21 protein-coding genes are annotated in these 26,941 nt (G+C 65.8%); 11 read left to right on the forward strand and 10 right to left on the reverse strand.

Annotated features, from left to right (window positions below; all coding sequences use genetic code 11):
* Nucleotides 1-309, reverse strand: a 309-nt coding sequence (locus DESTE_RS12900; protein ID WP_035068064.1) for an ATP-binding cassette domain-containing protein, incomplete at its 3' end; no start/stop codon positions are given.
* Between the two features lie 52 nt (nt 310-361).
* Here DESTE_RS12900 and abc-f point away from each other — a divergent pair.
* From abc-f to DESTE_RS12930, 6 genes are all read left to right on the forward strand, one after another.
* Nucleotides 362-2,344: a ribosomal protection-like ABC-F family protein gene (gene abc-f, locus DESTE_RS12905; RefSeq protein WP_035068065.1), complete on the forward strand. Its 1,983-nt coding sequence runs from the start codon at nt 362-364 to the stop codon at nt 2,342-2,344.
* A gap of 1 nt (nt 2,345) precedes the next feature.
* The gene (locus DESTE_RS12910; RefSeq protein ID WP_245590844.1) at nt 2,346-2,798 is read left to right on the forward strand and encodes a (deoxy)nucleoside triphosphate pyrophosphohydrolase; all 453 of its coding nucleotides are present in this window, start codon (nt 2,346-2,348) and stop codon (nt 2,796-2,798) included.
* A 211-nt stretch (nt 2,799-3,009) separates the two neighbouring features.
* The gene (locus tag DESTE_RS12915) at nt 3,010-3,450 is read left to right on the forward strand and encodes a DMT family transporter (protein WP_035068066.1); all 441 of its coding nucleotides are present in this window, start codon (nt 3,010-3,012) and stop codon (nt 3,448-3,450) included.
* A 573-nt stretch (nt 3,451-4,023) separates the two neighbouring features.
* Nucleotides 4,024-5,073, forward strand: a complete 1,050-nt coding sequence (locus DESTE_RS12920) for an aspartate-semialdehyde dehydrogenase (RefSeq protein ID WP_035068068.1) — start codon at nt 4,024-4,026, stop codon at nt 5,071-5,073.
* Nucleotides 5,074-5,541: 468 nt separating this feature from the next.
* A complete protein-coding gene (locus DESTE_RS12925; RefSeq protein ID WP_035068069.1) occupies nt 5,542-6,483 on the forward strand; it encodes an aminotransferase class IV in 942 nt (313 codons plus the stop codon).
* Nucleotides 6,484-6,768: 285 nt separating this feature from the next.
* Nucleotides 6,769-7,890: a glycosyltransferase family 4 protein gene (locus DESTE_RS12930; protein WP_084559454.1), complete on the forward strand. Its 1,122-nt coding sequence runs from the start codon at nt 6,769-6,771 to the stop codon at nt 7,888-7,890.
* Between the two features lie 886 nt (nt 7,891-8,776).
* Here the strand turns inward: DESTE_RS12930 and DESTE_RS12935 are convergent.
* Together DESTE_RS12935 and DESTE_RS12940 are read right to left on the reverse strand one after the other, a co-directional pair.
* Nucleotides 8,777-10,351 (reverse strand): ammonia-forming cytochrome c nitrite reductase subunit c552, encoded by a 1,575-nt coding sequence (locus DESTE_RS12935; RefSeq protein WP_035068070.1) that lies wholly within the window; start codon nt 10,349-10,351, stop codon nt 8,777-8,779.
* The gene (locus DESTE_RS12940; RefSeq protein WP_035068071.1) at nt 10,344-10,820 is read right to left on the reverse strand and encodes a cytochrome c3 family protein; all 477 of its coding nucleotides are present in this window, start codon (nt 10,818-10,820) and stop codon (nt 10,344-10,346) included. Before DESTE_RS12940 ends, DESTE_RS12935 begins: the two co-directional genes overlap by 8 nt.
* Nucleotides 10,821-11,527: 707 nt before the next feature.
* Between DESTE_RS12940 and DESTE_RS12945 the strand changes: the two genes are divergently transcribed.
* The 3 genes from DESTE_RS12945 to DESTE_RS12955 all read left to right on the forward strand — a co-directional run bounded on the left by DESTE_RS12945 (nt 11,528) and on the right by DESTE_RS12955 (nt 16,842).
* Complete coding sequence (locus tag DESTE_RS12945) at nt 11,528-12,655, forward strand: class II glutamine amidotransferase domain-containing protein (RefSeq protein WP_035068072.1); 1,128 nt, start codon at nt 11,528-11,530, stop codon at nt 12,653-12,655.
* Nucleotides 12,619-14,253 carry a glutamate synthase-related protein gene (locus DESTE_RS12950; protein ID WP_035068073.1) on the forward strand — a complete coding sequence of 545 codons (1,635 nt, stop codon included), beginning with the start codon at nt 12,619-12,621 and terminating at the stop codon, nt 14,251-14,253. Before DESTE_RS12945 ends, DESTE_RS12950 begins: the two co-directional genes overlap by 37 nt.
* A gap of 255 nt (nt 14,254-14,508) precedes the next feature.
* Complete coding sequence (locus DESTE_RS12955) at nt 14,509-16,842, forward strand: FAD-dependent oxidoreductase (protein WP_035068075.1); 2,334 nt, start codon at nt 14,509-14,511, stop codon at nt 16,840-16,842.
* Nucleotides 16,843-17,140: 298 nt separating this feature from the next.
* Here the strand turns inward: DESTE_RS12955 and DESTE_RS12960 are convergent, their stop codons facing one another.
* Nucleotides 17,141-17,932: a hypothetical protein gene (locus DESTE_RS12960; RefSeq protein WP_035068076.1), complete on the reverse strand. Its 792-nt coding sequence runs from the start codon at nt 17,930-17,932 to the stop codon at nt 17,141-17,143.
* 455 nt (nt 17,933-18,387) lie between these two features.
* Here DESTE_RS12960 and DESTE_RS12965 point away from each other — a divergent pair, with 455 nt between their 5' ends.
* Nucleotides 18,388-18,750: a hypothetical protein gene (locus DESTE_RS12965; protein WP_035068077.1), complete on the forward strand. Its 363-nt coding sequence runs from the start codon at nt 18,388-18,390 to the stop codon at nt 18,748-18,750.
* A 127-nt stretch (nt 18,751-18,877) separates the two neighbouring features.
* On the opposite strand, the gene DESTE_RS12970 is transcribed toward DESTE_RS12965, so the two are convergent.
* From DESTE_RS12970 to DESTE_RS12985, 4 genes are read right to left on the reverse strand one after another with little or no spacing between them, the layout of a single operon-like run.
* Entirely contained in the window at nt 18,878-19,567 is a 690-nt protein-coding gene (locus tag DESTE_RS12970) for a GNA1162 family protein (protein ID WP_035068078.1), read from the reverse strand.
* Nucleotides 19,560-20,096 (reverse strand): DUF4810 domain-containing protein, encoded by a 537-nt coding sequence (locus DESTE_RS17285; protein ID WP_051384459.1) that lies wholly within the window; start codon nt 20,094-20,096, stop codon nt 19,560-19,562. Before DESTE_RS17285 ends, DESTE_RS12970 begins: the two co-directional genes overlap by 8 nt.
* Nucleotides 20,093-20,452: a hypothetical protein gene (locus DESTE_RS12980; protein WP_035068079.1), complete on the reverse strand. Its 360-nt coding sequence runs from the start codon at nt 20,450-20,452 to the stop codon at nt 20,093-20,095. The genes DESTE_RS17285 and DESTE_RS12980 overlap by 4 nt, the downstream gene beginning before the upstream one ends.
* Before the next feature lie 8 nt (nt 20,453-20,460).
* Nucleotides 20,461-21,435: a CsgG/HfaB family protein gene (locus DESTE_RS12985; protein ID WP_198015364.1), complete on the reverse strand. Its 975-nt coding sequence runs from the start codon at nt 21,433-21,435 to the stop codon at nt 20,461-20,463.
* Nucleotides 21,436-21,729: 294 nt separating this feature from the next.
* Between DESTE_RS12985 and DESTE_RS12990 the strand changes: the two genes are divergently transcribed.
* A complete protein-coding gene (locus DESTE_RS12990; RefSeq protein ID WP_035068081.1) occupies nt 21,730-23,418 on the forward strand; it encodes a glycosyltransferase in 1,689 nt (562 codons plus the stop codon).
* Nucleotides 23,419-23,517: 99 nt separating this feature from the next.
* On the opposite strand, the gene DESTE_RS12995 is transcribed toward DESTE_RS12990, so the two are convergent.
* The gene (locus DESTE_RS12995; protein ID WP_342665709.1) at nt 23,518-24,537 is read right to left on the reverse strand and encodes a hypothetical protein; all 1,020 of its coding nucleotides are present in this window, start codon (nt 24,535-24,537) and stop codon (nt 23,518-23,520) included.
* A gap of 95 nt (nt 24,538-24,632) precedes the next feature.
* Nucleotides 24,633-26,861 carry a cache domain-containing protein gene (locus DESTE_RS13000; protein WP_035068082.1) on the reverse strand — a complete coding sequence of 743 codons (2,229 nt, stop codon included), beginning with the start codon at nt 26,859-26,861 and terminating at the stop codon, nt 24,633-24,635.
* Nucleotides 26,862-26,941 lie beyond the last annotated feature (80 nt).

Consider the following 26,941-nt stretch of genomic DNA (forward strand, 5'->3'; position numbering starts at 1 on the left):
CGCCTCCCACTCCGCCCAGAAGTCATGCCATGCAGGCAGCACGTCCAGCACCCAGTCCAGCAGCGGACGGTCCAGCACGTCGTCGCCCAGCTCCTGCTGCACGTAGCCGAGCCGACAGCCCTTGGGCAGCAGCACCTTGCCGCTGTCCGCAGATTCCACGCCCGCAATGATGCGCAGCAACGTGGACTTGCCGCAGCCGTTGGGGCCGCACACGCACAGCCGCACGCCCGACTGCACCTCGAGCGAGAAATCGGACAGGATATCCTGTCCGTTATAGGACTTGCTGAGACTCTGGATGGTGAAGTTCATGACTCCCCCCGCATAATATTCCAGTTTTCATAAATTTTATGCCGGAAGCGTCATGAACTTCACCATCCAGAGTCTCAGCAAGTCCTATAACGGACAGGATATCCTGTCCGATTTCTCGCTCGAGGTGCAGTCGGGCGTGCGGCTGTGCGTGTGCGGCCCCAACGGCTGCGGCAAGTCCACGTTGCTGCGCATCATTGCGGGCGTGGAATCTGCGGACAGCGGCAAGGTGCTGCTGCCCAAGGGCTGTCGGCTCGGCTACGTGCAGCAGGAGCTGGGCGACGACGTGCTGGACCGTCCGCTGCTGGACTGGGTGCTGGACGTGCTGCCTGCATGGCATGACTTCTGGGCGGAGTGGGAGGCGGCGACGCATGCCGGGGACGAGGCGGCCATCCGGCGGCTGGGCGCGAAGCAGGCGGAGCTGGAGCAGGTGTACGGGTACAACCCGGAACACCGGGCGCGGGCGGTGCTGTCGGGCCTTGGCTTTGCGGAGCGCAAGTGGAGCCTGCCCATCCGCAAGCTGTCGGGCGGCTGGCGCGAGCGCGCCAAGCTGGCCCGCGTGCTGACCGCGGGCGCGGACGTGCTGCTGCTGGACGAACCCACCAACCACCTGGACCTGGAAGCCGTGGAATGGCTGGAAGCCTTCCTGATGGACTACAAGGGCGCGTTGGTGTTCGTGGCGCACGACCGGGTGTTCATGGACAAGGTGGGCACGCACGTTCTGTACCTGGGGGCCAGCAAGCCCCTGTACCGGCGCGGCACGTTCAGCCAGTTCGTGGCCTTGCAGGAGGAGGTGGAGGGCCAGCGCGAGCGCGAGGCCCAGCGCCTGCAGGAAGAAATAGCCCGCAAGATGGATTTCGTGCGGCGGTTCCGGGCCAAGGCCACCAAGGCGCGGCAGGCGGGTTCGCGCCAGAAGATGGCCAAGAAGCTGGAAAAGGAACTGGAAAACTACCGGCCGGAGCAGAAGCGGCGCGAGCTGGACTTTTCGTGGCCGGAGCCTGCGCGGGCGGAAAAGACCATCCTCAGCGTGGTGGATCTGGAATACGCCTTTCCGGACGGCACGGGGCTGTGGCCCAGCCTGACCTTCAATATCTACAGGGGCCAGAAGATCGCGCTGGCCGGGCCCAACGGGTGCGGCAAGTCCACGCTGCTGAAGGTGATCGGCGGCAAGCTGGAAAAGAGCGGCGGCACGGTGGTCATGGGCACGCTGGTGCGCATGGGCTTTTTCAGCCAGCATCAGTTGGAGACGCTGAACCCTTCGGGCACGGTGCTCAGCGAAATCCGCCGCCTGTCCGACCCGCGCACCACCGAAGAAGAACTGATGAGCGTGCTCGGGCTGTTCCTGCTTGGGCAGAGCTACTTCGAGCGGGTGGTGGGCGAACTTTCCGGCGGTGAAAAGAGCCGCCTGATTCTGGCCACGCTGTTCCTGGCCCGCTGCAACTTTCTGGTGCTGGACGAACCTACCAACCATCTGGATCTGGAAAGCCGCGAGGCGCTGGTGGAGGCCTTGCAGAGCTACGAGGGCACCATCCTGATGGTGGCCCACGACCGGCACCTGCTGTCCAGCGTGGCCGACGAGATATGGGCGCTGTCGCCCGGCGGCATTGCGGTGTACGAGGGCGGGTTTGACGAATACGATGCGGCGCGCCGCCAGCAGGGCGACACCGGCAGTCTGGCGTCCGGCGCGGGCGAGTCCCGGCGCGATGCGCCATCACTTTCGCGCGACGACATGAAGCGCATCAAGCGCGAGCAGGCCGAGCAGCGCAACGCCCTGTACAAGGAACTGAAGCCCAGGCAGGACGCCTACGCCAAGCTGGAAAAACAGCTGGAAACGTCGCTGGCCGAGCAGGCCGAGGTGGAACAGACCCTGGCCGACCCGGCGGTGTACGCCGATTCCGCCCGGACCACGGAACTGCTGAAGCGGTTTGGCGAATTGCAGCGGCAGGGCGAGGAACTGTTCGAAAAGATGAGCGAGCTTGAGGCGGTGATCGCAGACCTTGAGACGCGGCGGGCGGCGTTGACCATGGAAGGGGCATAAGATGAGCGCGGTGCCGTCGAAGGCGGCAGGCTGCGATCAGGACGCGACCGCGCCGTCCCCCGCCCGGCGCATCGCCGTGGTGGCGGGCATCCTGTGGGCCGGTGAACGTTTTCTGGCCGTGGAACGCCCGGAGGGCAAGCCGCAGGCGGGATTCTGGGAGTTTCCCGGCGGCAAGATAGAGCCGGGCGAAACCCCGGCGGACGCCCTGGCCCGCGAACTGCGCGAGGAACTGGGCGTGACCGCGGTGCAGGCCACCTTCTGGCGCACCGTGCGGCACGATTATCCGCATCTGTCGGTGGAATTGCACTTCTTTCACGTGACAGGGTTCACCGGCACGGTCACCGCTCTGGAAGGCCACCGTTTCGCGTGGCTGACCTGGGATGAGGCCATGCGCCTGCCGTTTCTGGAAGCGGACCTGCCGCTGGTGGCCGACCTGCGCGACGGGCCGGGGTAGGTCGGCGGGCAGGGACAGGCCCGGAGGCAGGCCGTACGCATTGATATTTTTCGGGGGAGCGGGGCGCACCGCTTCCCCGAAGTCCCTTTTGCGGGAGTTTCTGGTAGAACGGGGCGCCGCCCGAAGACCTTCGGGCGCATCGGGACACCTCTGGGATGGCGGTGTACGACGCCATCCGGATTGCACAAGGCAAGACACGCCGGGAGGGCGTATGGGACAGATACTGTGGATCGTGCTGGCCTTGCTGGCCGGGGCAACCCTGCCGACGCAGGCGGGCATCAATGCGGCATTGCAGGCCAGTTGGGCGCGGCACCCCGCTTTGGCCTCGCTGATTTCGTTCACCGTGGGCACGGCGGCGCTGGCCCTGTACGTGCTGGCGGCACGCATTCCGTTTCCTTCGGTATCCACATCGTCGGCGTGGCAGTGGACGGGTGGCCTTTTGGGCGCGTTTTTCGTCACCGTGGTCACCTTTCTGGCCCCACGCCTGGGGGCCACGGCCATGATCGCGCTGGTGCTGGCCGGGCAGATGGCGGCATCGGTGACGCTGGACCACTTCGGCCTGCTGGGCTACCCGGAGCGCCCGCTGGGGCTGGTGCGCTTTGCCGGGCTGGTGCTGGTGGCCGTTGGCGTCTTTCTGGTACGCAGGTTCTAGGGGCTGTTCCAAATTGTCCTTTCGCCCGTTGGCTTCCGACCCGGAGGGCGCGAAGCGTGTCCATTGGGCGAGCTTGCGAGTCCTACGGACATCGTGCGCAGAGCGGTCAAACTTCATCTGCCATAGCGTTGCTGTCCTTATCCGTAAGGCTCGAATACTCGCCAACGGCTGAGGCATACTCCCTCATGGCAGGCTTGTTTTTCTTGCCAACGAACGAAAATCCTAATTTGGAACCAGCCCCCGAGCCTTGGTTAGCGCCGCGCCCGGCCCCGCGCGGTCAATTGCGTTCCGCCGCGCGTCGGCATATGATGGACAATTCCGGCTGCGCGACAGGCCTCGCAGGGATATTTCCCGGCAGGGGCAGCGCGCGGCAGGGTGATGGCAGGGGTTGCCGGGCCTTTTCCGAGGGGGAAGGCCCATGCGGCGGGTTGCTGCATCCGTTGCCGACATGGCGGGCGGTCGCCATGCACGGCGCCCCGGCGCGGGCCGCGTCAGGGTAGGAAAGTCCAGGGAAGTCGAGGGAAGGCGAAAGAGGACGGGCCGTTGCCCGACTCCAAGCGCAAGGAGTGCATCATGTCCAAGGAAAGACTTGTCGTCGCCGTGTGCGGGGCCACCGGGGCGGTGGGCCGCGAAATGCTGAACACGCTGGAACAGCGCGAATTTCCCGCGGCGGAGGTCATCCCCTTCGCCTCGGCCCGTTCCGCGGGCAACAAGGTGCCCTTCATGGGCGGCGAACTGACCGTGCGCGAACTGACCGAAGAATCCTTCCGGGGCGTGGACATCGCCCTGTTCTCGGCGGGTGGTTCCACCTCCGAGAAATTTGCCCCCCATGCCGTGCAGGCCGGGTGCGTGGTGGTGGACAACTCCAGCGCGTGGCGCATGGATGAGCGCTGCCCGCTGGTGGTGCCCGAAGTGAACGCCCACGCCCTTGCCGCGCACAACGGCATCATCGCCAACCCCAACTGCTCGACCATCCAGATGGTGGTGGCGCTGAAGCCGCTGCACGACGCAGCCAAGATCACCCGCGTGGTGGTTTCCACCTACCAGGCCGTTTCCGGCACCGGGCAGAAGGCCATCGACGAACTGGAAAAGCAGGTGCGGCAGATGTTCAACATGCAGGAGCCGGACGTTGCCGTGTACCCGCACCGCATCGCCTTCAACTGCCTGCCGCAGATCGATGTCTTCATGGACAACGACTACACCAAGGAAGAAATGAAGATGGTGCTGGAAACCGTGAAGATCATGGAGGACCCCTCCGTGAAGGTTACCGCCACCTGCGTGCGCGTGCCCGTCTTCTACGGCCATTCCGAGTCGGTGAACATCGAGACCGAACGCAAGCTTTCTGCCAAGGAAGCCCGCGCCGTCCTTGCGCAGGCCCCCGGCGTGCGGGTGTACGACAACCCCGCCCAGAAGATGTACCCCATGCCCATCGACGCGGCGGGCGAGGATGAAACCTTCGTGGGCCGCATCCGCGAGGACGAAACCATCGCCAACGGCCTGAACATGTGGATCGTTTCCGACAACATCCGCAAGGGCGCGGCCCTGAACGCCGTGCAGATCGCCGAGGCGCTGGTGGAGCGGGATCTGTTGCAGGTTCGTGACCCGCAACTGTTCCTGCGTTAATCCAAATCGTCCTTTCGCCCATTGGCTTCCGACCCGAAGGGCGCGAAGCGTGGCCGTTGGGCGAGCTTGCGAGCCTTACGGACATCGTGCGCAAAGAGGTCAAACATTGCCTGCCATGGCTTTGCTGTCCTTATCCGTAAGACTCGCGCTGCGCGCTCGCCTAACGGCTAAGGCTCGGTCAAATACGATAAGAGTCGCGTTGCGGTCCTCATCCGTAATGCTCGAAGACTCGCATAACGGCTGAGGCACTCCCTCATGGCAGGCAAGTTTTCCTCGCCAATGAACGAAAATCCTGATTTGGACCGGCTCGCCCGTCCCCAAGGGAAATGCTAGACTGACGGCCATTCGACCCCGGCATTGCAGGCCGGACGGATGGCCGCGCGTCCGCCCGGCGCAGGGGAGTTTCCCGCTGGCGCGCGGGTGCACCGCCTCCCATAGTCACTGACCGCAACAAGGAGTGATCACGCCGTGATCCCCGTGCTTGAAACCGACGACTACGTCACCCGCCTGCTGTCCCGCGAACGCCCCGGCGAAGCGGGCATCATCGCTTTCTACGAGCACCGCGTGGGCGCCATTTGCCGCAACCCGCGCCTGATGCTCATGCCCCTCGACGACCACCTTGCCCATCGCGGCGACGGCATCTTCGAGAGCATGAAGTACCTGCACCGCCGCATCTACCAGCTGGACGCGCACCTGGAGCGCATGCGCCGCTCCGCCGCCGGGTTGTATCTTGCCCCGCCGTGCACGTGGGAGCGCCTGCGCGAGATCATCATCGAGGTGGCCAAGGCGGGCGGCGAGGCGGACGGTTCCATCCGCGTTCTGGTGGGGCGCGGCCCCGGCGGCTTCGGCATCGACCCCGCAGAGTGTCCGGAACCCAGCCTGTACGTGGCCGCCTACCATTTCACTCCCAAGGACGAGGCGTGGTTCGACAAGGGGCTGACGGCCTTTCGCAGTTCCATCCCCGCCAAGCAGGGCTATCTGGCGCGCATCAAGAACGCCAACTACCTGCCCAACGTGCTCATGACCCGCGAGGCGCACGAGCGCGGCATGGACGTGCCCTTCTCGTTCGACGACGAGGGCTGCCTGGCCGAAACCGCCATCGCCAACGTGGCCCTGGTGGACGCAACCGGAACCCTGGTGGTGCCGGAGTTCACCAACGCCCTCGCCGGTACCACCGTGCTGCGCGCCGTGGAACTGGCCCAGGGCGAGGTGCCCGTCAGCTTCCGCAAGGTGCGCGAAGAAGAACTGCACACCGCCCGTGAAATCCTGGTGCTGGGCACCAGCTCCGACTGCGTGGCCGTGGTGGCCTACGAAGGCCGCCCCGTGGCCGATGGCCGCCCCGGCCCGGTTTCGCGTCGGTTGCGGGCGTTGTTGCAGGGGGATTTGATGGGGCACGGGGTGCCGTTTTAGGCGCGTTCGCACTCCGTCCTTTCGCCCTCCGGCTGCGTCAGATTTCGCCTTTTGCTCCGGTCACGTACGAGAAAAGTACGCTCCCTTCGCAAAAAGGCTCATCTTCCTTGCCGGAGAACGAAAATCCTGTCGCGCGAACGCGCCTTGCAGCATTGGCACGACGGTATTGTCCTTTTGCAAGAAAGGCATCGGGATGGATACAATTCGCTTTGCGGAGTAGTGTTCCGGTGCGGAGTGCATGCCAATAACCGTTGTTGAACGATAAGAGAGCATCGGACAAAACAAATGACCACCGACACCACCATGCACATCATTCTGCTGGACCTGGGGCGCGAGATGCGCGGGGGCCAGTTGCAGGTGTTCTACCTGGCCCGTGCGCTGCACCACAGTGACGGGTTTTCGGTGGTGGTGGCCTGTCCTGCGGGTTCGCCCCTGGCGCGCGAGGCGGCGGCGGCGGGCATTTCCGTGTTGCCGTTGCCGGGCCGCCGGTCGTGGAGTCCGCGTGCGTTGCTGGCCCTGCGGCGCGAGGCGCGCGGCCACTCCAGGGTGGTGCTGCACACCCACGACGCCCGTGCGGCCAGCCTGGGCGCGCTGTGCAAGGGCACATGGGGGGCGAAGGTGGTGCTGGTGCACACCCGGCGGGTGTCCTATCCGCTGGGTCGGGGCCTGAGCCGCCGCAAGTACCTGGCGGCGGACGCGGTGGCGGCGGTCAGCGCGGAGACGGGCGGCGTGCTGGCGGCGGCCGGACTGGACCCGGCGCACATCACGGTGATCCATTCCGGCATTGATCCCACCCGCTACTTTCCCCGGCGCGAACGCGGCGACAGCCGCTTCGTGTTCGGCATGGTGGGCGCGCTTACCCCGCAGAAGGGACACACGGTGCTCATCGAGGCGCTGGCGGCCTTGCAGGCGTACGAAACCGTGGACGCGGAGGGCGATGTCGGCGGCCCGGACGGTGCCCCCATGCCTGCCTGGGAGGTGCGCGTGGTGGGCGAAGGCCCGCTGTTCGGCACCCTGCTGGACCGCGCCGACGAACTGGGTGTCTCCTCGCGCATGGCCTTTCTGGGGCGGCAGGACAGCCGTCGCATGCTGCCCGACTGCGATGCGCTGGTGGTGCCATCCGTGCACGGCGAAGGCAGCAGCGGGGTGATCAAGGAAGGCTGGGTCACCGGGCTGCCGGTGATCTGTTCCGGCCTTGCCTCCAACCTGGAACTGGTGCGCGACGGCGAGAACGGTCTGGCGGTGCCCCCCGGCGATGCCGAGGCGCTGGCCGAGGCAATGCGCCGCGTCGCCACGGATGCCACCCTGCGTGAACGCCTGACTGCGGGCGGCACGGCCAGCGTCGCCCACTATACCGATGCGCGCATGGCAGAAGCCTACATGGCCCTGTATCGCCGCCTGCGGTAGCATCCCCGCCGCCCGGTGGATACCTTGCCCGGCGGCGTCGCATTTTCCAACATCCTGCCATTCGGAAATCCCGTAACGTTCCGGCAGGGCTGCGCCTTGCCCGGCGGTGGCGCCGCGCCCTTTGCCCCGCACCCGATTCGGCCCGATTCGGCCCGATATGGACCCGATGCGGGCCATGTCCGCGCCGCGCTTTCCGGAAACGCCATGCCCATTGCAGCATGTTCTCAGCCTGCAAGTGCATACTGCTGTATGCGCAAAAGGGGTGTTCATCGATTGATGCGTACCATGCAGCGCCGTGGGGATATCTATGGTTCTCGACACGGGGTTGTTCCACATGATGTGCGTGGTGCCGTGCGCCCTTGCCGGGCATGCCGTGCTGCAATTACCAAGAGCCATCCTGGTTCGCATACCTTGTGCCAAAGCGCCAAAGGTAGGGTTTGCCCGCAGTGACACGGGGGCACGGCGCGGTATAGATACACCGGAAGTGAGCCGCGAGGGGGATTCTCCATGACTTGGGTGTTCATGATCGTGGCGCTGGCGGTGCTGGTCATCCTCATCGCCCGCGACCGGTGATGCCCCTGCGGCAGCCGTGCGCCAGCGGCGAAACGGATACGGAGAGGGCAGGGATTGCGAGAAAGGGGGCGGACGAGTCATCGTCCGCCCCCTTTCTCGCGTACGCTACCGCCGGTCCTGCGGCGCGTGGCGTACGCCGCCACGCAGGGGCAGGCGGCATTGACTGCCGTCGTCAGCGCCGGAGTGGGCGTGCCTTTCCCCCGTCCTGCAGGGGCATCCGCAAGTGACAGGGGCCGGACGAGTCATCGTCCGGCCCCTGTTGTCGTTTGTCGTCAGTCGGCGCTGCGGAATGTCCGCCACGCCGTGCGTCCGGCTAGCTGGCCGGGGCCGCGGCGGGTGCGGGCGGCGGGATCAGCCTAGTCTGGCCGTCCCACACGCGCGGCGCCTTGGGCAACAGCGGAATGTACTTGAACCACTTGTGGGTGGCCATGTGGGCCGGGTCCATTTGCAGTTCGCGGCTGTGCTTCAGGATGGGCGGCACAATCTTGTGGATGTCGCCGTCCAGGTCCTTGGCGGTGGTGAAGGCCGCCGCGCGGATGGCCACGTCCACCGCCTTCTGGCTGTACTGCTGCGACTGGGCCAGGGTGTTCAGGGCCTTGGTGGGGTTGTGGAAGCCCACGCTGTTTTCGGCGGAGACGAGATCCCAGAAGAACTGGCCCTTGCGGCACATCTGGCGTGCCTCGATCATCAGGTCGTCGTAGTCGGCGGGCTTGGGCCCGGTGTATTCGGCGGCCATGCGGATGGCCTCGTGCGCCTTCACCGAAATGTCCTGGGCCACCATCAGCTGTTCCCACACCTTGTTCTGGGTGAACAGCACCCGCTGGCGCAGGTAGTCGGGGGTCTTGTCGGTGTGGCACTGGCGGCAGGCGCGCAGGTCCGGGTCCTTCAGCGGCGATGTCCAGTGGTGGTTGGACATCTTCTTCTTGCCGTCAAGCCGGGTGTAGGCCATGTGGCAGTCGGCGCAGCTGACACCCGCGGAGCCGTGCACGCCGTTGATCCACGTTTCGTATTCCGGGTGCTGGGCCTTGAGCATGGGGGTCTTGGACACGGGGTGCACCCAGTCCACGAAGTTGCCTTCGAAACCCTTGGTCGTCGTGTTGCCGTGGGTCTTGTAGTACTCGAACATGTCTTCGGGGTCGAAGCCGTTGGCCCACGGGAAGATGGGCTTCTTGGCCGGTCCCAGTTCCTTGTCCGCGAAGTAGTATTCCACATGGCACTGGCCGCAGACCAGCGCGCGCTTTTCGTTGCGGGGCAGGTCCTTGAATTCCTTGCCCTGCGACTTCAGGTAATCTTGCAGGGGCACGCTGTACAGGCGCAGTTCCATGGTCTGCGGTTCGTGACAGTTGGCGCAGCCGATGGTGTGGTCGTCCACGTCCAGCTTCTGGCGGAACTCGTGAAAGTCCTTGGCCCAGAAGCTGTCCCCGTATTCCTTGACCCACTCGGTCATCTTCGGCGTCTTGCAGTTCCAGCAGGTGGAGGGCAGGCCCGCCTTTTCGCTGTAGTTGTTCAGCCGGTCGATGTTCAGGATGTCCTTCACCGCGTAGGTGTGGCCGCGCGCGGCGCGGTATTCGTAGCTGAAGGGATACCCCAGCCACAGGTTCTTCAGGTACGGCTGGGCGTGCTTGTACCCTTCGGGCAGGGGATTGACGTTGTCGTTCTTGTTGTACGGCACCGAGCCGCCGTATTCGGTCATAATCTGCGATTCGTTGTTGCGCAGGAAGGTCTCGTAGTGCAGCGGAAATTCCGGCTTGAAGGCGGAATTCTTCAGTTCATCGGTGGAAAGCTTGGTCTTGTAGGTGGGCGTCATGGGTTCCGAAGGTTCGGAACAGCCCGCCAGCACGGCGAGCGCCATGGCCATCAGCGCGACGAGAAGGCGACGGCTAGACATCGGCGGCACTCCTTCTGGCTATGGGCAGCTTGGGGGTATGGGGTACGTGGCGGTGGCAGTCGGTGCAGTACTTCTTGGTTTCCATGGACACGGTGGCGGTGGTGGCCACGTGGCAGCGCCGACAGTTGGCCTGCACCACGTCCCTGGTTTCCCCGCCGGGGTGAATCAGGTCGGGGATGGTGCCAAGGGTGGTCGAATAGATGTCGCGCGTGCCTTCCTTGGCCTTGAAGGGCAGCTTGGCCGCCAGGTTGTGCGGCGCGTGGCATTCGTTGCACGCGAATTTCGCGTGCGTGGAACGCTTGTGGGTCAGCGCCGCCTCGGCCATGGAGTGACAACTGCCGCAGAACAGGGCCTGGTCCGTGGCAGTCATGGCCAGGGCCGCGCCTACGGTGACGGCAACGCCCGCCAGCGCGGCCAGGAGCATGATGCGCCATGGCCGGCCGGTGGAGTTGCTCCGCAGAGCATGCATGGTTCCTCCTCCTGTTGGTGTGTCGTGCGTCTGTCCGCCGCAAAAGCCGGAGCGGCCCGCGTGCCGTCATGGATGGGGCGCGGTGCCGGGCATGCAGGCGCAGGCCTTTCGCGGCGGGCAAGGCGAGGGTTCCCACCGCATCATATGGGTAAACAACATCTTGTGATACAATGATTTTTTTATGGAGCGGCGAAGTCGGGACTTTTACAATTTTCTGATTAGTTGTTTATCTGTGTGTTTTAACAGAAAAAAATAATGAACATTGGTGCGCCGAACAGTTTTGACGCCCTTGGGCAATACATGTCCTGTTCAGGTCAAGAAAGTCAGAACGGTCCAGAAAACAAGGAGGTTCCGGGTGGTACACAGCACATTCCACAGGAAATGCGGGGTAATTGCTATGTGATCATTCAGTCTGTGCTGCGGCGACGTGACCGGTCCGGCGATATCCGGGTGCAGGGTTGGGACAATCGGGAGCGACTGCCTGAATATAAGGTAAAAAACGTATTGTTATAGTATGTTGCGTGTATATTTATTGCAATAATGTAATAAAATGCACTACAATTATGTAATAAAAAATCCAATGTGGCCGTCATCAAAAGCGCAATCTTGCCGTTTTTGGAATTTTCCGCTATCCCACGTGAACCCGCTGCGGATTGCGCATTCGTGTCATTCCGGGGCGGAGTCCACGCCATCCGGAGAACGCGTCCATGTGTCGATTGTTCGCCTTGACTTCGACGGAGCCCGTCTCCCCCATGGTGGCCATCAATGCCCTGAATGTGATGAAGGAAGGGCATGACGGCTCCGGGGTCGGGCTCTATCTATCCGGTCTGTCGGGTCCCTTCGCGGAGCACCCCGAATATCCCATCCTCTCCGGCATCTTCACCGAAAAGGGCCTGAAGCGGCTCGACGGAATCATGGACGACCTCGGGTTCCGTCCGTTCCATTCGGTGTCGATCATCAAGTCCAACCCGCCCGCGGGCACGCCCAGGCGCGGCGTGTATCTTGCCCGCGCCTACGAGCCGCCGAAAGCCTGGGCCGACATGCCCGAGGCCGAGCGCACCGCGCAGCTGGTGCAGACCCGCGTGGCCATCCGCCAGCAGGGCGAGGCCGAGCGCGACATGATGGCCTTTTCGTTCTGGCCGGGCGTGGTGATGATCAAGGAAGTGGGCGATCCGCTCACCGTGGGCGAGTATCTGGGCCTTGACCGGCCCGACCTGCACGCCCGCCGCATCCTGTGCCAGGGCCGCCAGAACACCAACTACGCCATCAACCTGTACGCATGCCACCCGTTCTTCATCGAGGGCGTGTGCACCATGACCAACGGGGAAAACACGGCGTTCATCCCGATCCGCGAATACCTTTCGTCGCGCAACGTGCCCGGCTACACGGGCTACCAGTCCGACTCCGAGGTGTTCACGCACATCATGCACTTCACGCACTACAAGCTGGGCCTGCCGGTGGAGGCGTACAAGCACGTCATTACCCCGCTGTCCGACGCCGAAATGGCCGGTCACCCCGACCGGGACATGCTGGCCCGCCTGAAGGTGCTGTGCCGCAAGATGATCATCGACGGCCCCAACTGCGTCATCGGCTGCCTGCCGGACGGCACCATGTTCATGGTGCAGGACCGCAAGAAGCTGCGCCCCGGCGTGGTGGGCGGCAAGCCCGGCATGTACGCCTTTTCGTCCGAGTTGTGCGGCCTCGACGCCGCCATCCCCGACCGCGACAAGACCCTCGACTTCCAGCCCATGCATCTGGACACGGCCTACGTCCGTCCGGAATGCCAAGAGGTGACCATATGCAGCCAACTGCAGGCATTACCCCATCAACGCTGAGCGTTAAGGACCTGCCCTGGCAGGTCGAGTGGAACAAGGACACCTGCACCCTGTGCGGGCGGTGTACCTCCGTGTGTCCGGTGAGCGCCATCGAGCTTGCCGTGCACAGGAAGCGCGTGGTCGAAACCACCACCGGCCTCATGCAGAAGCCCAGGAACACCTATTCGGTGTTCCACGGCATCCGCCAGCGTACCGACGCGGCCTACGCCTGCATCGGTTGCGCCATGTGCACCATGGTCTGTCCCAACAACGCCATCCGTCCCATGCGGCTGGACGAAGGCACCGCGCTGCGCTTCCACAACAACCGCGGGGGCCATGCCCGTACCCGCGGCGGCCGCCGCAACGCGCCGGACAGCCTGCTGGACCAGATCAAGTTCATCCGCATCTCCATGCTCACCGACCCCGCGCTGGACGCCGGGCGGCACGAGTTCGAACTGCGCACCCTGCTGGGTCGCGTGCTGCCGCCCGAACAGGGCCTGAAGGCCTTCCAGGAGAACGGCTGGGTGCCTGCGGTGCGCGAGATCTACCCGCTGGTCATCGGCTCCATGTCCTTCGGCGCGCTTTCTCCCAACATGTGGGAAGGCCTGCAGATGGGCGTTGCCTACCTGAACGAGGAAATGGGCATGCCCGTGCGCATGTGCACCGGTGAAGGCGGCTGCCCGCCGCGCCTGTTGCGCTCGCGCTTCCTCAAGTACGTCATCCTGCAGATTGCCTCCGGCTACTTCGGGTGGGATGAAATCCTGCACGCCATTCCGGAGATGAAGGAAGACCCCTGCGCCATCGAGATCAAGTACGGCCAGGGCGCCAAGCCCGGCGACGGCGGTCTCTTGATGTGGCACAAGGTCAACAAGCTCATCGCCACCATTCGCGGGGTGCCGCCGGGCGTTTCCCTGCCCAGCCCGCCCACCCACCAGACCCAGTATTCCATCGAGGAATCCGTGGCCAAGATGATCCAGTCCATGAGCATGGCCTGGGGATTCCGCGTGCCCGTCTACCCCAAGATATCCGCCACCACCACCTCGCGCGCCGTGCTGAACAACCTGGTGCGCAACCCCTATGCGGCGGGCCTTGCCATCGATGGCGAGGACGGCGGCACCGGGGCGGCCTACAACGTGTCCATGAACCACATGGGTCACCCCATCGCCTCGAACATCCGCGACTGCTACCACGACCTCGTGCAGCAGGGCTGCCAGAACGAGATCCCGCTTATCGCTGGCGGGGGCATCGGCAAGAACGGCAACCTCGCGCACAACGCCGCCGCCCTGATCATGCTGGGCGCCAGCATGGTGCAGGTGGGCAAGTACGTGATGCAGGCCGGGGCCGGGTGCGTGGGGTCTGAAATCGACCGCTGCAACATCTGCAACCTGGGCCGTTGCCCCAAGGGCATCACCTCGCAGGACCCCCGCGTGTACCGCAGGCTGGACCCGGAAAAGGTGGCCGAACGGGTGGTGGACTTCTACCTGGCCTTCGACACCGAGCTGCGCAAGATCTTCGCGCCGCTGGGCCGGTCCACCTCGCTGCCCGTGGGCATGTCCGACGCGCTGGGCATTGCGAACAAGGATGCGGCGGAGCGGCTCGGCATCCAGTACGTCGTGTAGCGCGGGGCATTCGGGGCCTTTTGCCCTCCGGCTTCGTCAGGTGGTCTTTTCCTTCGGGTCACGTACCGAAGAGTACGCTCCCCTCGGAAAAGGCCCGCCTTCCTCGCCGGAAGGCGAAATTCCTCCGGATGCCGGATGCCGGAAGCACCGTGTGAAGAAAAGATTCCGCGCGGCAGGACGGAAAACACGTCCGTCCCCGGCGCGGCGAATGAAGATAACGCCGGAAAGGCAACCATACAGCAGCGGAGTGACGCCATGTCCCCCAGCGAAATGGTCCGCGTAAGCGGCATGGAAGACGGAAAGCGCATCGAATCGCGCATTCTCGAAGAGCGCCTGCAAGGCGTTGTGCGCGACGGCGCGCGCAACGTGGAAGTGGATGCCTGCGGTCAGCACGGCATTGGCGGGCGCTTGTGGGTATCTGAAAAGGAACCCGTGCACGTCACCGTGCGCGGGTCGTCGGGCCAGCGGCTGGGTTCGCTTGGCAGCACCGGCACCACGGTGGAAGTGTTCGGCCCCGCGTCCGACGACGTGGGCTGGCTGAACGCGGGCGCCAACATCGTCGTGCACGGTAACGCCGGTAACGGCGTGTGCAACGGCATGGCCCAGGGGCGCGTGTACGTCGGCGGCAACATCGGCTCGCGCGGCATGACCATGACCAAGCAGAACCCGCGCTTTTCCGCGCCGGAACTGTGGGTGCTGGGCAGCGTCGGCGACTACTTTGCCGAGTTCATGGCGGGCGGCACCGCCGTGGTGTGCGGCGTGGGCGCCCAGAACCCCGCCAACGTGCTGGGCTACCGCCCCTGCGTGGGCATGGTGGGCGGGCGTATCTACGTGCATGGCCCGCACCAGGGCTTTTCGCAGGCCGACGCCAAGCAGGTGGCCATCGACGATGCCGCCTGGGCGTGGCTGACCGAAAACCTGACCGGGTTCCTGGCCGCCATCGGCAAGTCGGACCTGTTGGCCGGGCTTTCGGTGCGCGAGGACTGGCAGTGCATCGCCGCGCGCGGCCCCTTCGAGAAGGTGGGCAAGAAGCGCCGGGCCGTGGCGGATTTTCGCCGCAACGTGTGGGAAAAGGAACTGGGCATGGGCGGCCTTGTGGGCGACCTGACCTCCGTGGACCGCAGCCCCATTCCGCTCATCACCACCGGTGAACTGCGCCGCTTTGTGCCGGTGTGGGAAAACGGCCAGCACATGGCCCCCTGCCAGTCCAGCTGTCCCACCGGCATGCCGGTGCAGGAACGCTGGCGGCTGGTGCGCGAAGGCCTGATCGACGAGGCGGTGGACGTGGCCCTGGCCTACACCCCCTTCCCGGCCACCGTGTGCGGCTACCTGTGTCCCAACCTGTGCATGCAGGGCTGTTCGCGCAGCCTGCAACGCATGAAGCCCGTGGACATCACGCAAATCGGCAAGGCCGGTGCGGCATCGCGCACGCCCAAGCTGCCCCCGCTGACCGGCACCAAGGTGGCCGTCATCGGCGGCGGCGCTGCGGGCATCTCCGTGGCGTGGCAGTTGCGCATGCGCGGCGTTGCCGCCACCGTGTATGACATGGAAAAGGAACTGGGCGGCAAGATCAGCTCGGCCATTCCCGGCAGCCGCATTCCGCAGGACGTGCTGGACGCTGAACTGGCGCGCGCCCGCGAGGTGCTGCCCCACGTGCATCTGCAGCAGCGCCTTGGCAAGGACGAGTTTGCCCAGCTGAAGGCCGACAACGACTTCGTGGTGCTGGCCACCGGCGCCAACACCCCGCGCATGCTGCCCGTGCCCGGCAAGGAACTGGCGCGCACCGCGCTGGAATTCCTGAAGTCGGCCAAGTCCGGCTCCGGCACCGTGGGCAAGCGCGTGGTCATCGTGGGCGCGGGCAACGTGGGCTGCGACGTGGCCACCGAGGCAGCGCGGCTGGGGGCGGAATCCATCACCCTCATCGACATCCAGACCCCGGCGGCCTTCGGCAAGGAACGGGAAGAAGCGGAACACGTGGGCGCCACCTTCCGCTGGCCCTGCTTCACCAGGGAGATCACCGCCGAAGGGCTGGTGCTGACCACCGGTGAGCTGCTGCCCGCCGAAACGGTCATCTTCTCCATCGGCGATGCGCCCGGCCTCGACTACCTGCCCGAAGACATCGCCGTGGAACGCGGCCACGTGGTGGTCAACGACATCCAGCAGACCACCGACGCGCGCGTCTTCGCCATTGGCGATGCGGTGCGTCCCGGCCTGCTTACCCAGGCCATCGGCATGGGCCGCAAGGCCGCCGAAGCCATCGTGGAGATGGCCGAGGGCAAGCGCCCCGTGTCCGACACCCGCAAGATGATCGACTATGCCCGCGTGAAGTTGGAATACTTCGACCCGCGCATCGACAACTTCCAGGACCTCGGCCAGTGCGGCGACGCCTGCGCCAGTTGCGGCGCCTGCCGCGACTGCGGCATCTGCGAGACCATCTGCCCGCAGGCGGCCATCAGCCGCCGTGAAGTGCAGGGCGGGTGCGGCTTCGAGATGGCCGTGGACGCCGACAAGTGCATCGGCTGCGGCTTCTGCGCCGGGGCCTGCCCGTGCGGCATCTGGAACCTGATCGAAAATACTCCGATGGAGTAACCGGGCGTACGGCCTGGGTTGTCACTGAAGCAATGAAAACGGGCGGTCCTTCCTTTCGGATGGACCGCCCGTGGATTTGTCGACAAAGGTTTTTTTCGTGAAGAGCGGGGCTCTGCCCCGCGCCCCGCAAGGGGGCCGCGCCCCCTTGACCCCTTATTGGGTAAAATTGCCTGGGGGGCGGTAATCTCGGGGCGATCTTCCCTTCGGAAGGATCGCCCTTTTCATTTCGGACGGGAACTGCGCGAAGGAAGGGGGGAGGCGTTTCCCGGTCGGCTTTCCTGCCGGTTGGCAGTGGTCCCTACTGCAAGATGAACCCCATGGCCTTCAGGTCCTTGGCCCAGCAGCCCCACGGGCCGGTCAGGAAGGTGACCTGCATGGTCCTGGGGTTGAAGCGCACCTTGGCGTCCTGATCCAGATGGCACTGGCGGTCGTAGTTGGTGTGGGTGATGCGCAGGGTCCACGTGCCGTCCTTGTTGGGGCAGGTTTCCTCCACGTACACCGGGTGGCCGGTGGGCATGCCCCGGCCCTTGTTGGCGTCCAGCACCATTACCGACCCCGGCGTGGGGGTGCGGGTGGTGGCCCCGTTGCGCTGGGCGCAGGTGAACCACTGCACGGGGCTGGTGTCGCCCAGGCGGCAGGTGTCGATGCCGGTGCGGCAGCGGGCGTAGATCAGGCTTTGCGGCTGGCAGCGCCCGGTCACCTTCACCGTCTTGCCCTTCTTGTCCTTTTTCGTGGTGGTTGCGCCGGGGCGCAGCGAATAGCACTGGCCGCGCGTCTTTTCCTGGTTCATGGACACGCACTGGCCTTGCAGTACGCCGGTCAGCGGGTCGCACGCGGCGTCGTCGGGCGTGGTGGGCGAGTGGGGCTTGCTGGCCGTCTCTCGCATTCTTGCGTCTTCGGCGTCCCTGGCATTCGGGGCTGCGGCATCAGGCTGGGGCTGGGCCGCAGGTGCGGAAGGTACGGCGTCGGGCGCTGCGGCGGGTTTGGCGCAACCGGAAAGCAGCAGGACCGTGGTCAGCAGCAGCATCGGCAGGGCCAGTGAACCCCGCATGACGGTGGCGCAAGAACGAAACGGGCGAATGCCGGGCACGGTTCCTCCGTTGGGGGGTGATGGCCGCGAATGATGAATGGGGCGGGCGGGGGCGCGGGCTGTACCGTGCCCGATCGTCACCGCCCGTGTGGTTGGCGTACATCCGTTGTCGTCGTCTATCTGCGCGGGTGCGGGCCGTCAATTGGATGATGGCTGGTGATGCCTCGAAGGATTGTCGGGCCGCAGCCGTGTGGCGGCTGGGGCGCGCGATGTCCGGGCCGGGGCTGCATTTTCGGGTGTTCTGCTGCATCGGGGGGTTGCGGCGGGCTGCCTGTACGATATGGTGGGGTCAAGTACCGCAGGAACAACCGGAACGCATGGGGTGAACGATGCACGCGGCACAGGGTGTTTGCGCCCGGAAGGCATACGTACGGACGCAACGCGTCGGGCAGGGGGACGACCACATCGGGCAAACCGGGCGCATCGGGCACAGTGACAGTGGCACAACCGGCGTCATGCGCCGTGCACCGCTGGCAATCCTCGTGCTGCTGGCGGTCCTGCTTGCTCCCGTTTCCCCCGCCATGGCTCTGGACGACATGGCCAATCTCAAGGGCATGGGCGTGGTGGCGGCGGGGCAGGTGAAGCGGCTGGATTGCCCCATGTCGGGCCGGTTCGACTGTAACTCGTGGCCCACCAATTTCCTGAAATTCGAGTACGAAAACGTCTGCTTCGCCACCGACCCCGGCGTGTGCGGGGCCTACTGCAAGGGCATTCTGGCCACGGACAAGGGCAAGTCCGTGTATTTTTTCGAATCCCAGTCGGGGGGCGACCTGGCCCAGCGCCGGGCGCGCGGGTATGAGTGCCCGCCGGGCTTCTAGAACCATCCTGATGCTGCGACACGTTTCAGCGGCTGTTTCCTGATTGTTCCCCAGACGCACGGCACGGAAAACGGGCGGAACCGCATGCGGTTCCGCCCGTGTCTGTTCCTTTTTCGTGCCGCCGCGCCTACTTGTCGGCGGTATCCGGCACGAATATCTTGTATTCGCTGTCCTTCTCGTGCTGCGGATGGTACGGCCCGTAGGGCATGGCGTTCAGGGCGATGGCGTTGGCCTGCATGGCGTAGGGCACGTAGTCGGCCATGGCCGTGTTCATGGCCGTCACCACCACCTGCACCAGCAACCCGGCCAGGCCGCCGCCCGTGTTGTGGTTGGTCAGGTCTATGACCACCGTTCCGGAATAGTTCCACATCTTCTCGCCGGTGGTCGTGGACTTCAGTTCGCATTCCACGGCCACGGTCAGGTGCGAGGCCACCACGGCGTACGAGGTGTCCCACTTCTTGATGCGGGTGAACAGCACCGCGTCGGCCCCGAAGTATTCCTTCAGGGTGTTCAGCGGCAGGTCGTACAACTGGTGCCCGTCGGTGATGCCTTCATGGGCCAGGATGTCCGAGGACACCTCGTACGGCAGCACGTAGTACCCGGTGTACACCAGCGGTTCCTGGATGGTGGTGGAGTAGTACGTGGGCGCGTCCGCCGCCGTGGATTCGTTGATGGGCGGCAGCACCACGATGGAACGGGGCTTCTGTTCGTACATCAGCGGAAAGAGTTCCGCCTTGGTGGACTGCTGCGGCATGTGCGCGCAGCCGCCCAGCAGGGCAAGGGCCAGCAGCAGCACGGCGGCGATCTGTCTATTCATGGGTGGCCCCCTCCCCGGCGGGCAGCACGGGTGCGTCGTTTACCGCATCGGCGGGGGTGATGACGCCATTCTTGTCGTCGGTGGCCGCTGCCGGGTCACCGGTCGCTGGCTTGTCATCGCCAGTGCCGGACGAGGCGTCCGCCCAGGCCAGCAGGCGTGTGGTGAACACCTTCGATTCCGGGTACAGCCGGTTTTCCGCCTCGAAGTACTTCTTCGCCTCGGCCATCTGGCCCGCCTTCAACTGGATGTAGCCGAGTTCGGCAAAGATGCCGGGCGGCACGCGCAGGTTGCGCTGTTCCGACTTGGCCACGATGTCCTGCATGGCCTTGACGTGCTTGTCCTGCTGTTCCTGCGCGGGGTTCTTGCGGCAGGCGTAGAGGGTGGAGGAGTAGTTGTCCATGCAGTACATGGAGTTGGCGGGCCTGGCGCAGCCGGTGCACAGCACGCACAGGGCGGCGGCCAGCAGCGCCAGTTGCGCGGCCCGCAGGGGGCGTGCCATGGCGTGAGCGGTCTCGTGCGTCATGGTCATGGGACAAGTATCTCCTTGGTCATGCCCGCGCCCACCAGCACGGTGCGGTTCACCACCACCACGCCGTCGCGTTCGACGACGACGGTGTAACGGCCCGGGGGCACCTCGTACACGGTGTCCTTGGTCTTGGGGGTGGTGTTCCAGTCCTTGGCGCCGCTGGACTGCCCCAGGGTGAAGGCGGGCAGGTCGTTCAGGCGTGCCACTGCCCCCCTGGCGTTGCCGGTGAACCAGAAATAGGCCTTGGTGTCGCCCTGCACCACGCCCTCGCGCGAGGCGCAGCCCGCGAACAGCCCGGTCAGCAGCAGCACGGCGGCCAGTGCCGCCAGTGTGGCGATGCGTATGGATATCTTGCGCATGATGCCCCCTAGCGAACTTCGCGGATGAAGAGTTTGCCGTAGTCGCCGGTGGTGTCCCATGCGGCCAGCGAGCCTTCCTGCAACGTGCAGGCGGAAACCTCGCTCTCCGGCGTGTCACCCAGGGTGGCAGCCACGCGCAGCCTGCCCACCACCTTGCCGGGCAATACGATGTCCATGTTGGTCTGGGGGTTGCGCACCTTCTGCCCCTCTGCCACCACGTCGAACAGGTCGCCCGCCTTGATGTTCTGGGTCTTGCCGCCGGAAATCAGATACTGCCCGCCTTCCTGGGCCAGGATGTAGCCCTTCCAGGGGCGTTCCAGCAGGTTTTCGATGATGTTGGATGACACGTTGGTGATGGCTGCTTCGATGGCCTTGTCGTTCAGCGTGGTGTCGTACCCGGCGCGGCTGCCCACGCCCATGATGCTGCCCGCTTCGGAATAGGCTTCGCCGCTGCCTTCTTCGGAATGGATGATCTGGCCGGTGGCAACTTCCACCAGGCGGATATGTACCTTGGCGAAGGCCACCTGGCGCTTGGAGCGGCTGAACACGCCCACGTCGCCCACGTCCTTGCGCCCGAATTCGGTGACGGAGCCCAGAATCAGGTAGTCCGCCATGTTGCGGTATTCACCCGCGCCGCCGATGCCCAGTTCCTTCTGGATCTTGTCCAGGTCGGCCCGCTCGATGAGGATGAACTTTTCGGTGGCCACCAGTTTGGAGGACAGGATGTCCACGGCCTGCTTGCCCAGGCGGTCGCGCGAATCCTTGTCCAGAAAAAAGCTCTGGCCGTACTTGGTCTCGTTGGTGAAGCGACCGATGGCGACTTTTCGCTTCACGCCCTTCTTGTCCATGGCGGCGGCCTGCTGCACGGTGGGGCTTACCGCTGCCGGTGCCCCCTCCACGCGTTCCGCCCTGGGCCGCTCGGTGGTGGCGCACCCTGAGATCAGGAGCGCTGCGGCCAGCAAGGGAACCAATCTTTTCAGCACGTTGTACCTCCCCAAAGGTTAGAACGGAAAATGAAAGTGATTGCTTACCAATAGATACACATCTTTACAATATGCATGGGGGGTTACTGGTCTGATTTGCGAATTTGTATAGTGGGGACCGATGGGGAATCGTGCCGCCGACATTGCGGCAGCATGCCCTGGGGGGCATCCTTCAATGGTCAGGCGCCGGAGCGCACCGGGGTGTCATGCTTTGCCCGTACCTGCCGATATGGTAGGGACAACGCAGCACGCCTCGCCGCACGGGGCCGCGCCCGTACATCTTCCGGAGGTTCCATGCCCGCCACCGACACACCCCTCGCCAAATGGATGTTCCTGCACCTGCTGCACGGCCTCAGCCAGTCCGGTTACGCCATGTCCGGGGCCAACGAACTGCTGGGCGAACTGGACAGGTTGCCCCCGCAGCAGCAGAAGGCGCGGGTGTTGTTCGGCACCGGGCTGCTGCGCCAGGCCCTGCTGCTGAACCCGCTGGACGCGGGGCTGCGCGGGCTGGTGGGCCAGTTGGGGGCCATGGCCGCGCCGTCGCCCGCCTATGCCACGTGGCTGAAGGCCTCCGCCGCCGTGCTGGACGGCCTGCCGCAGGTGCCTGCCAACGAAGCCTTCGGCAGGGCCTGGGACCTGCCCGCAGACCCGGACGCGGTGCTGGCCGCGTGCCGCGACGCCACGGCGCCGGGCGACGTGTTCGCCTGCCTGATGCGCCTGTGGGAAATGGGCACGTGGGAGCATACGGCGGCGGGCATCGCGCATTTTCTCGCATCCCCGGCGGCCCCGGCGGGCGCGGGCGTGCTGGCCCATGCTGCCCATGCGGCGGGCGACGCCGCCCTGCGCGACGAGTTGCTGGGCAGGGCGCTGCCGTGCCCGCTGACGATATTGCTGCGCGCCCGCATGGCCGAGGCCGCCGAAGACCTTTCCACGGCCCGCGCCCTGTACATGGAGGCGCTGGACGCCGAACCCGCCCTGTTGTTCCTGGTGCGCCATCTGGCCCAGATGGGCAGACCCGAGGCCCCGGCCTCGGTGCTGGAGGGGCGGCGCATCGGCGTGGGCTTCTACACCTGGAACAAGTTGCAGGTAACCCTGGATACCCTGGCCAGCCTGCTGGATTCGGACATCGGCGGGGCGCACGTGGCGCTCATCAACAACGGCTCCACGGCGTTTTCGCGCGACGAGTTCGAGGCGGGCGTGCGCGCGGTGGCCGCCGGGCGGCAGGTGGAACTGATCCAGCTGCCCATCAACATCGGTGCGCCCGCCGCCCGCAACTGGCTGTGGCATCTGGACTCCATGCGCGACAGGGAACTGTTCGCCTTCCTGGACGACGACGTGCTGCTGCCGCACACCTGGCTGCGCAGCTACGTGCAGGACATGGACGAAATGCCCGGCACCGTGGTGGTGGGGCCGCAAGGGGTGAACCCCGGCAGCCTGCCCACGGTGCAGTACGTGGCCCGCTATTTCGAAAAGACCGGCAAGCACCTGATCCGGTTCACCAACAACGCCCCGCTGGTCATGGACTTCGGTCAGTATGGGCAGCGTCGCCCGTGCCTTTCGGTGATGGGCTGCTGCCACCTGCTGGACAAGGCGGCCTGTGCCCGGCTGGGCGTGCCCGACTTCGACCTGCGCTTCTCGCCTTCGCAGGTGGATGACCTGGAGCACGACATCCAGGTGTGGAAGGCGGGCGGCCGGGTGGTCTACGACGGCCGGGTGCGCGTGGTGCACCGTCAGGACGCCGGGCGCGCCGCGCCGCTGTCCGAGGCCTCGTGGGGGCACGTGTGGGGCAACCACTACAAGATGGAGCGCAAGTTCACCGAGCAGGAACTGGCCGACGTGGACCGGGCCACCCGCGCCGCCGACGTGGCCGACCTGGTCGCGGCCTACGAATCGGTGGCCGGGCAACTGCCGTCCGCCGCGCGGTCGTATGTGGGGTTGTGCGTGCGCTCCTTGCAGGCGGCGGCTGCCGAGAACGTGCTGTAGGCAATTCCCGCCTACAGCGGGAGCAACCGAAAGCAAGAACGGCGCGCTCCGGAAGGGGCGCGCCGTTCTTGCGTCGTGCGGGGTGAGGGAATGGAAGGCTTAACCTTGGGCGTAGCGGGCGCGCACCGCCCGGAACAGCTCGGGCATGCGGTCGTACTGGTGCACCATGACGGCGGGCAGGCCCGCGTCGTTCAGGATATCGCCGTGTGCGCCGATGCCGGGCGGAATGGCCTTGTAGCCCAGGGTCAGGATGGGACCGGTATTGTCGTGCGTGGTGACGCGGGGCAGGTGCCCGCCGTGCAGCAGGTGGTTGTGCACCCCCTGGTCGTACCCGGCCATGCCGGTGGGGGGTGGGGGCGTGCCATCGGGTGTTGATGGCGGGGGTGGCGGCGGCCCGGGCGAGAACGGCAGCAGCAGCCCGGTCAGCCGTTCCAGATAGTCCAGCATGGCGGCATGGCCGCCCACGGTGGTGCCGGAGCAGGAGATGCGCTGCCCGGCCAGCGCCCGCCAGGCCGCCTCGCCCAGGTGGCCGGTGACCCAGCGGGTCATGTACGGGCAGGTGCCGATGCTCATGCGGGCGTCTTCCAGGGTCACGTTCAGGCCGTCGGCCCACGGGAAGGAGAACGGATCGCGCTGGAAGATCACGTCGCGCACGTCGGTGATCAGGACGCGGGCATACGGGCGCGGGGCCTGCCGCAGCAGGTCCAGGTACAGGAAGTAGCGCAGGGCGTTGTAGGGCAGGTGGGCCAGCGCGGGCGGGCGCTCGAAGGGCTGGATGTCCGCGCCCATGGCGGCCATGCGGTCGGTGTCGCGGGTGGTGGGCGAGGTGAACAGCACGCACCGCCCCGTGAAACCGGTGGCCCGCAGGGATGCGAGGAATGGTCGCACGTCGCCCGCGTGGTATCCGGCGGCCAGCCCCATGATCATGTCAGGGCCGAGGTCGGGGCCGAGGTCGGGGCCGAGGTCGGGGCCGAGGGTGGGGCCGGACCCGGAGTCGGACCGGGGGCCGGAAGTGGTGCGCGCGGGCGCGTCTTTCGATGCGCTGGTGGGGCTATTCGGCGCGGCAATGGTGCCGCCCGACGCCATGGGGGAAATTGTGTGGGTGGGGGGCGTGGTCACGCCACAGGCTTGCCCCGCGTCGCGTCAAATTGCAAGTGCGGCTGGGCCGTTCCGGGCCGGGTTGTTGCCCTGCCCCGCCCTTGCCATTCCAGAGGCTACACCGGCACGGCCAGCACCCCGGTGACGTCGTTCACGTAGTCGCCGGAATTCTTGTACTCGCGGTATCCGCACGAGGGCGCCGCGCCCAGGGCATGGCGCCGCCCCAGCATGTCGTGGATGCAGCTGACCCCGGTGGGATCGCTGGTGAGGGCTTGCGGCGGCAGGGCCAGCACGTGGCCGGGGCGGATGTCCGGGCTGGTGGAGGACACCACCGTGCCGCCCGCGTCCACGTACAGGCCAAAGGCCCCGTGCAGGGGGGCCTGGGCCTCGTCGCGGGGCAGGGCGTCCACCAGCATGGCCTCGAACTGCGGCTCGGCGTCGAACACGATGCCGATGCCCCCCACCGTGGCGCGCTCGTCCGCCGGGTGCATCACCGCCGCGTTGTAGACGTAGGTGGGCCGCCCGCCATACAGGTCCGACGGGGCAAAGGGCGACACCCGGTATTCCTGCTGGTTGCGGATGGATTGCACGGTTTGCCGCACGAAATCGAGGTTTGACAGGTCGCGGCCCACGCAGCCCTCGTTGGCCGGATTGGAAACGGCCACCACCACCCCGGCGGCGTTGTACACGCACAGGTCGTGGTACACGGTGTACAGTTCGTGGATGTAGCGCAGTATCCCGGTGATGCGCCGCCGGTCTGTCTCGGGCGGCACGGTCCGCCCATTGTCCGCCTGGGCCAGGATGTGGCGGAAGGCGGGGGTCAGCGCCCACCAGCGGCAGTCGTTGGCGCGTTCGTACAGGTTGCGGTCCATGATGTCGCAGGCCAGGGCGGCCTTGAAGCGCAGGTCGCTCAGCAGCGCCGAGGAGACCGTGGCGTACAGGTCGTCGATGGACTTGACGAACATGTCCTTGGTCTTGTGGCCGATCTTGCGGATTTCGTCGAGCACCGGCAGGAATTCCTGGGCGTTGCGCTTTACCGCGATGATCTGGCCGTTGATGACCACCAGGCCCAGGTCCTGGTTCACGTCTTCCGACGTGGCGGCGATGTCCAGCAGGTCGTCGGAGAAGATGCACGACTGTTCGGCGGTGTCGTTCCCCGCGTCGGCATCCCCGCCATCCCCGCGATTTGGGGCGGGCGGATGCAGGGGCTGGGCCTGGTCCGCGCCCCCCGCGGTACAGGTGGAGTTTCCGTTGTCGGCAAAGGCGGCCTGCGGCGGGGTGGCCGCGCAGCCTCGCCAGCCCAGCCCCGCATAGCCCTGATAGCCGTTGGTGGGGGCGCTGAGGGCCAGGTATTCACCGCTGTCGCTGCCCAGAGAGGTCAGCGCGCGGGGCGCCCGCGTACCCAGGCAGGAGCCCACCCGGAAATCGCCGGGGGCGCTGGAGGCGATGACCGTGCCCGCGTCGTCGGTAAGGCACAGCACAACGCCCTGCCTGCCGCTGACCAGCTTGCGGAAGATGCCCTCCATCTCGTTTTCGAAGCGGAAGCACAGGCACAGCACGCCCAGCGGGCGGCCCGTTTCCGGGTGCAGGATGCGGTGTGAGAAGATGTGGGCCACGGGCTTGCCGGGGCACAGGTCGGACGGGCGGAAGGTTTCCAGGTAGCCGTCTTCCGCCAGGGTGGCGGCCACCAGCGGATCGGACGAGGCGCGCACCGGGGCGGATTCGTCAAGCTGGGCGCGCACCCTGCCCTGTGTATCGAGCACGAGGATCTCGTCGTACACGGTGTACTTGTCGCGGTAGTCGCGCAGGCGGCGGCGCACGGCGGCGCAGGCGTCATCCGTTGCCATGTCGGAGCCGGCAGCGCCGTTGTCCGCGTGTGCCTTTTGGGCTGGGTCCGCATTTCTGTCCGCGTCCGCATCTTCGAGCACACCTGCATCTTCGCTCGGGCCAGTCACGCAGACCTCGGCATCGCCTTGGCGGGCGGTGGCGGCCAGAAAGTCCACCAGCACCCCGTCTGTGGCCAGAAAGCCCACGTCCGCCGTGCGTTCGAACAGGTTGCGCACCACGATGTCCACGGCCACCTGGGCCATGCCCCCCAACTCCAGCGCCACCTTGCGGGTGTTCTCGCGGGCCAGGCTGTCGATAAGCCGTTCCTGCAATTCCTGGAACTTGCGTTGGGCATCGTCCATGGAGTCGAGCAGGGTGGCGGCCACGGACAGGCTGTTGATCTTGCCGGTCAGCGAAACGCGGGTCCACCATTTGGACAGCGAGCTCAGCGAACTGCGGTATTCGCCGATGCCCGGCATGTGGTGCAGATACCTGCGTAGCTCAACGTCAATACTCATTTCTTTGTCTCGTTGTTGGCGTAATGACGATAACGCAAAAAAACGGGCGAGAATCTTAGCGCCGTATCTCTTGAATTGCC

The organism is Nitratidesulfovibrio termitidis HI1 (genome assembly GCF_000504305.1).
Classification (GTDB): Bacteria; Desulfobacterota; Desulfovibrionia; order Desulfovibrionales; family Desulfovibrionaceae; genus Cupidesulfovibrio; species Cupidesulfovibrio termitidis.

Excerpts from the sequence above, each read along its gene's own strand:
- abc-f (WP_035068065.1), top strand. The coding sequence starts at position 362 with ATGAACTTCACCATCCAGAGTCTCAGCAAGTCCTATAACGGACAGGAT.
- DESTE_RS12910 (WP_245590844.1), top strand. The coding sequence starts at position 2,346 with ATGAGCGCGGTGCCGTCGAAGGCGGCAGGCTGCGATCAGGACGCGACC.
- DESTE_RS12915 (WP_035068066.1), top strand. The coding sequence starts at position 3,010 with ATGGGACAGATACTGTGGATCGTGCTGGCCTTGCTGGCCGGGGCAACC.
- DESTE_RS12920 (WP_035068068.1), top strand. The coding sequence starts at position 4,024 with ATGTCCAAGGAAAGACTTGTCGTCGCCGTGTGCGGGGCCACCGGGGCG.
- DESTE_RS12930 (WP_084559454.1), top strand. The coding sequence starts at position 6,769 with ATGACCACCGACACCACCATGCACATCATTCTGCTGGACCTGGGGCGC.
- DESTE_RS12935 (WP_035068070.1), bottom strand. The coding sequence starts at position 10,351 with ATGTCTAGCCGTCGCCTTCTCGTCGCGCTGATGGCCATGGCGCTCGCC.
- DESTE_RS12940 (WP_035068071.1), bottom strand. The coding sequence starts at position 10,820 with ATGCATGCTCTGCGGAGCAACTCCACCGGCCGGCCATGGCGCATCATG.
- DESTE_RS12945 (WP_035068072.1), top strand. The coding sequence starts at position 11,528 with ATGTGTCGATTGTTCGCCTTGACTTCGACGGAGCCCGTCTCCCCCATG.
- DESTE_RS12950 (WP_035068073.1), top strand. The coding sequence starts at position 12,619 with ATGCAGCCAACTGCAGGCATTACCCCATCAACGCTGAGCGTTAAGGAC.
- DESTE_RS12955 (WP_035068075.1), top strand. The coding sequence starts at position 14,509 with ATGTCCCCCAGCGAAATGGTCCGCGTAAGCGGCATGGAAGACGGAAAG.
- DESTE_RS12965 (WP_035068077.1), top strand. The coding sequence starts at position 18,388 with ATGCGCCGTGCACCGCTGGCAATCCTCGTGCTGCTGGCGGTCCTGCTT.
- DESTE_RS12970 (WP_035068078.1), bottom strand. The coding sequence starts at position 19,567 with ATGAATAGACAGATCGCCGCCGTGCTGCTGCTGGCCCTTGCCCTGCTG.
- DESTE_RS17285 (WP_051384459.1), bottom strand. The coding sequence starts at position 20,096 with ATGACCATGACGCACGAGACCGCTCACGCCATGGCACGCCCCCTGCGG.
- DESTE_RS12980 (WP_035068079.1), bottom strand. The coding sequence starts at position 20,452 with ATGCGCAAGATATCCATACGCATCGCCACACTGGCGGCACTGGCCGCC.
- DESTE_RS12990 (WP_035068081.1), top strand. The coding sequence starts at position 21,730 with ATGCCCGCCACCGACACACCCCTCGCCAAATGGATGTTCCTGCACCTG.
- DESTE_RS13000 (WP_035068082.1), bottom strand. The coding sequence starts at position 26,861 with ATGAGTATTGACGTTGAGCTACGCAGGTATCTGCACCACATGCCGGGC.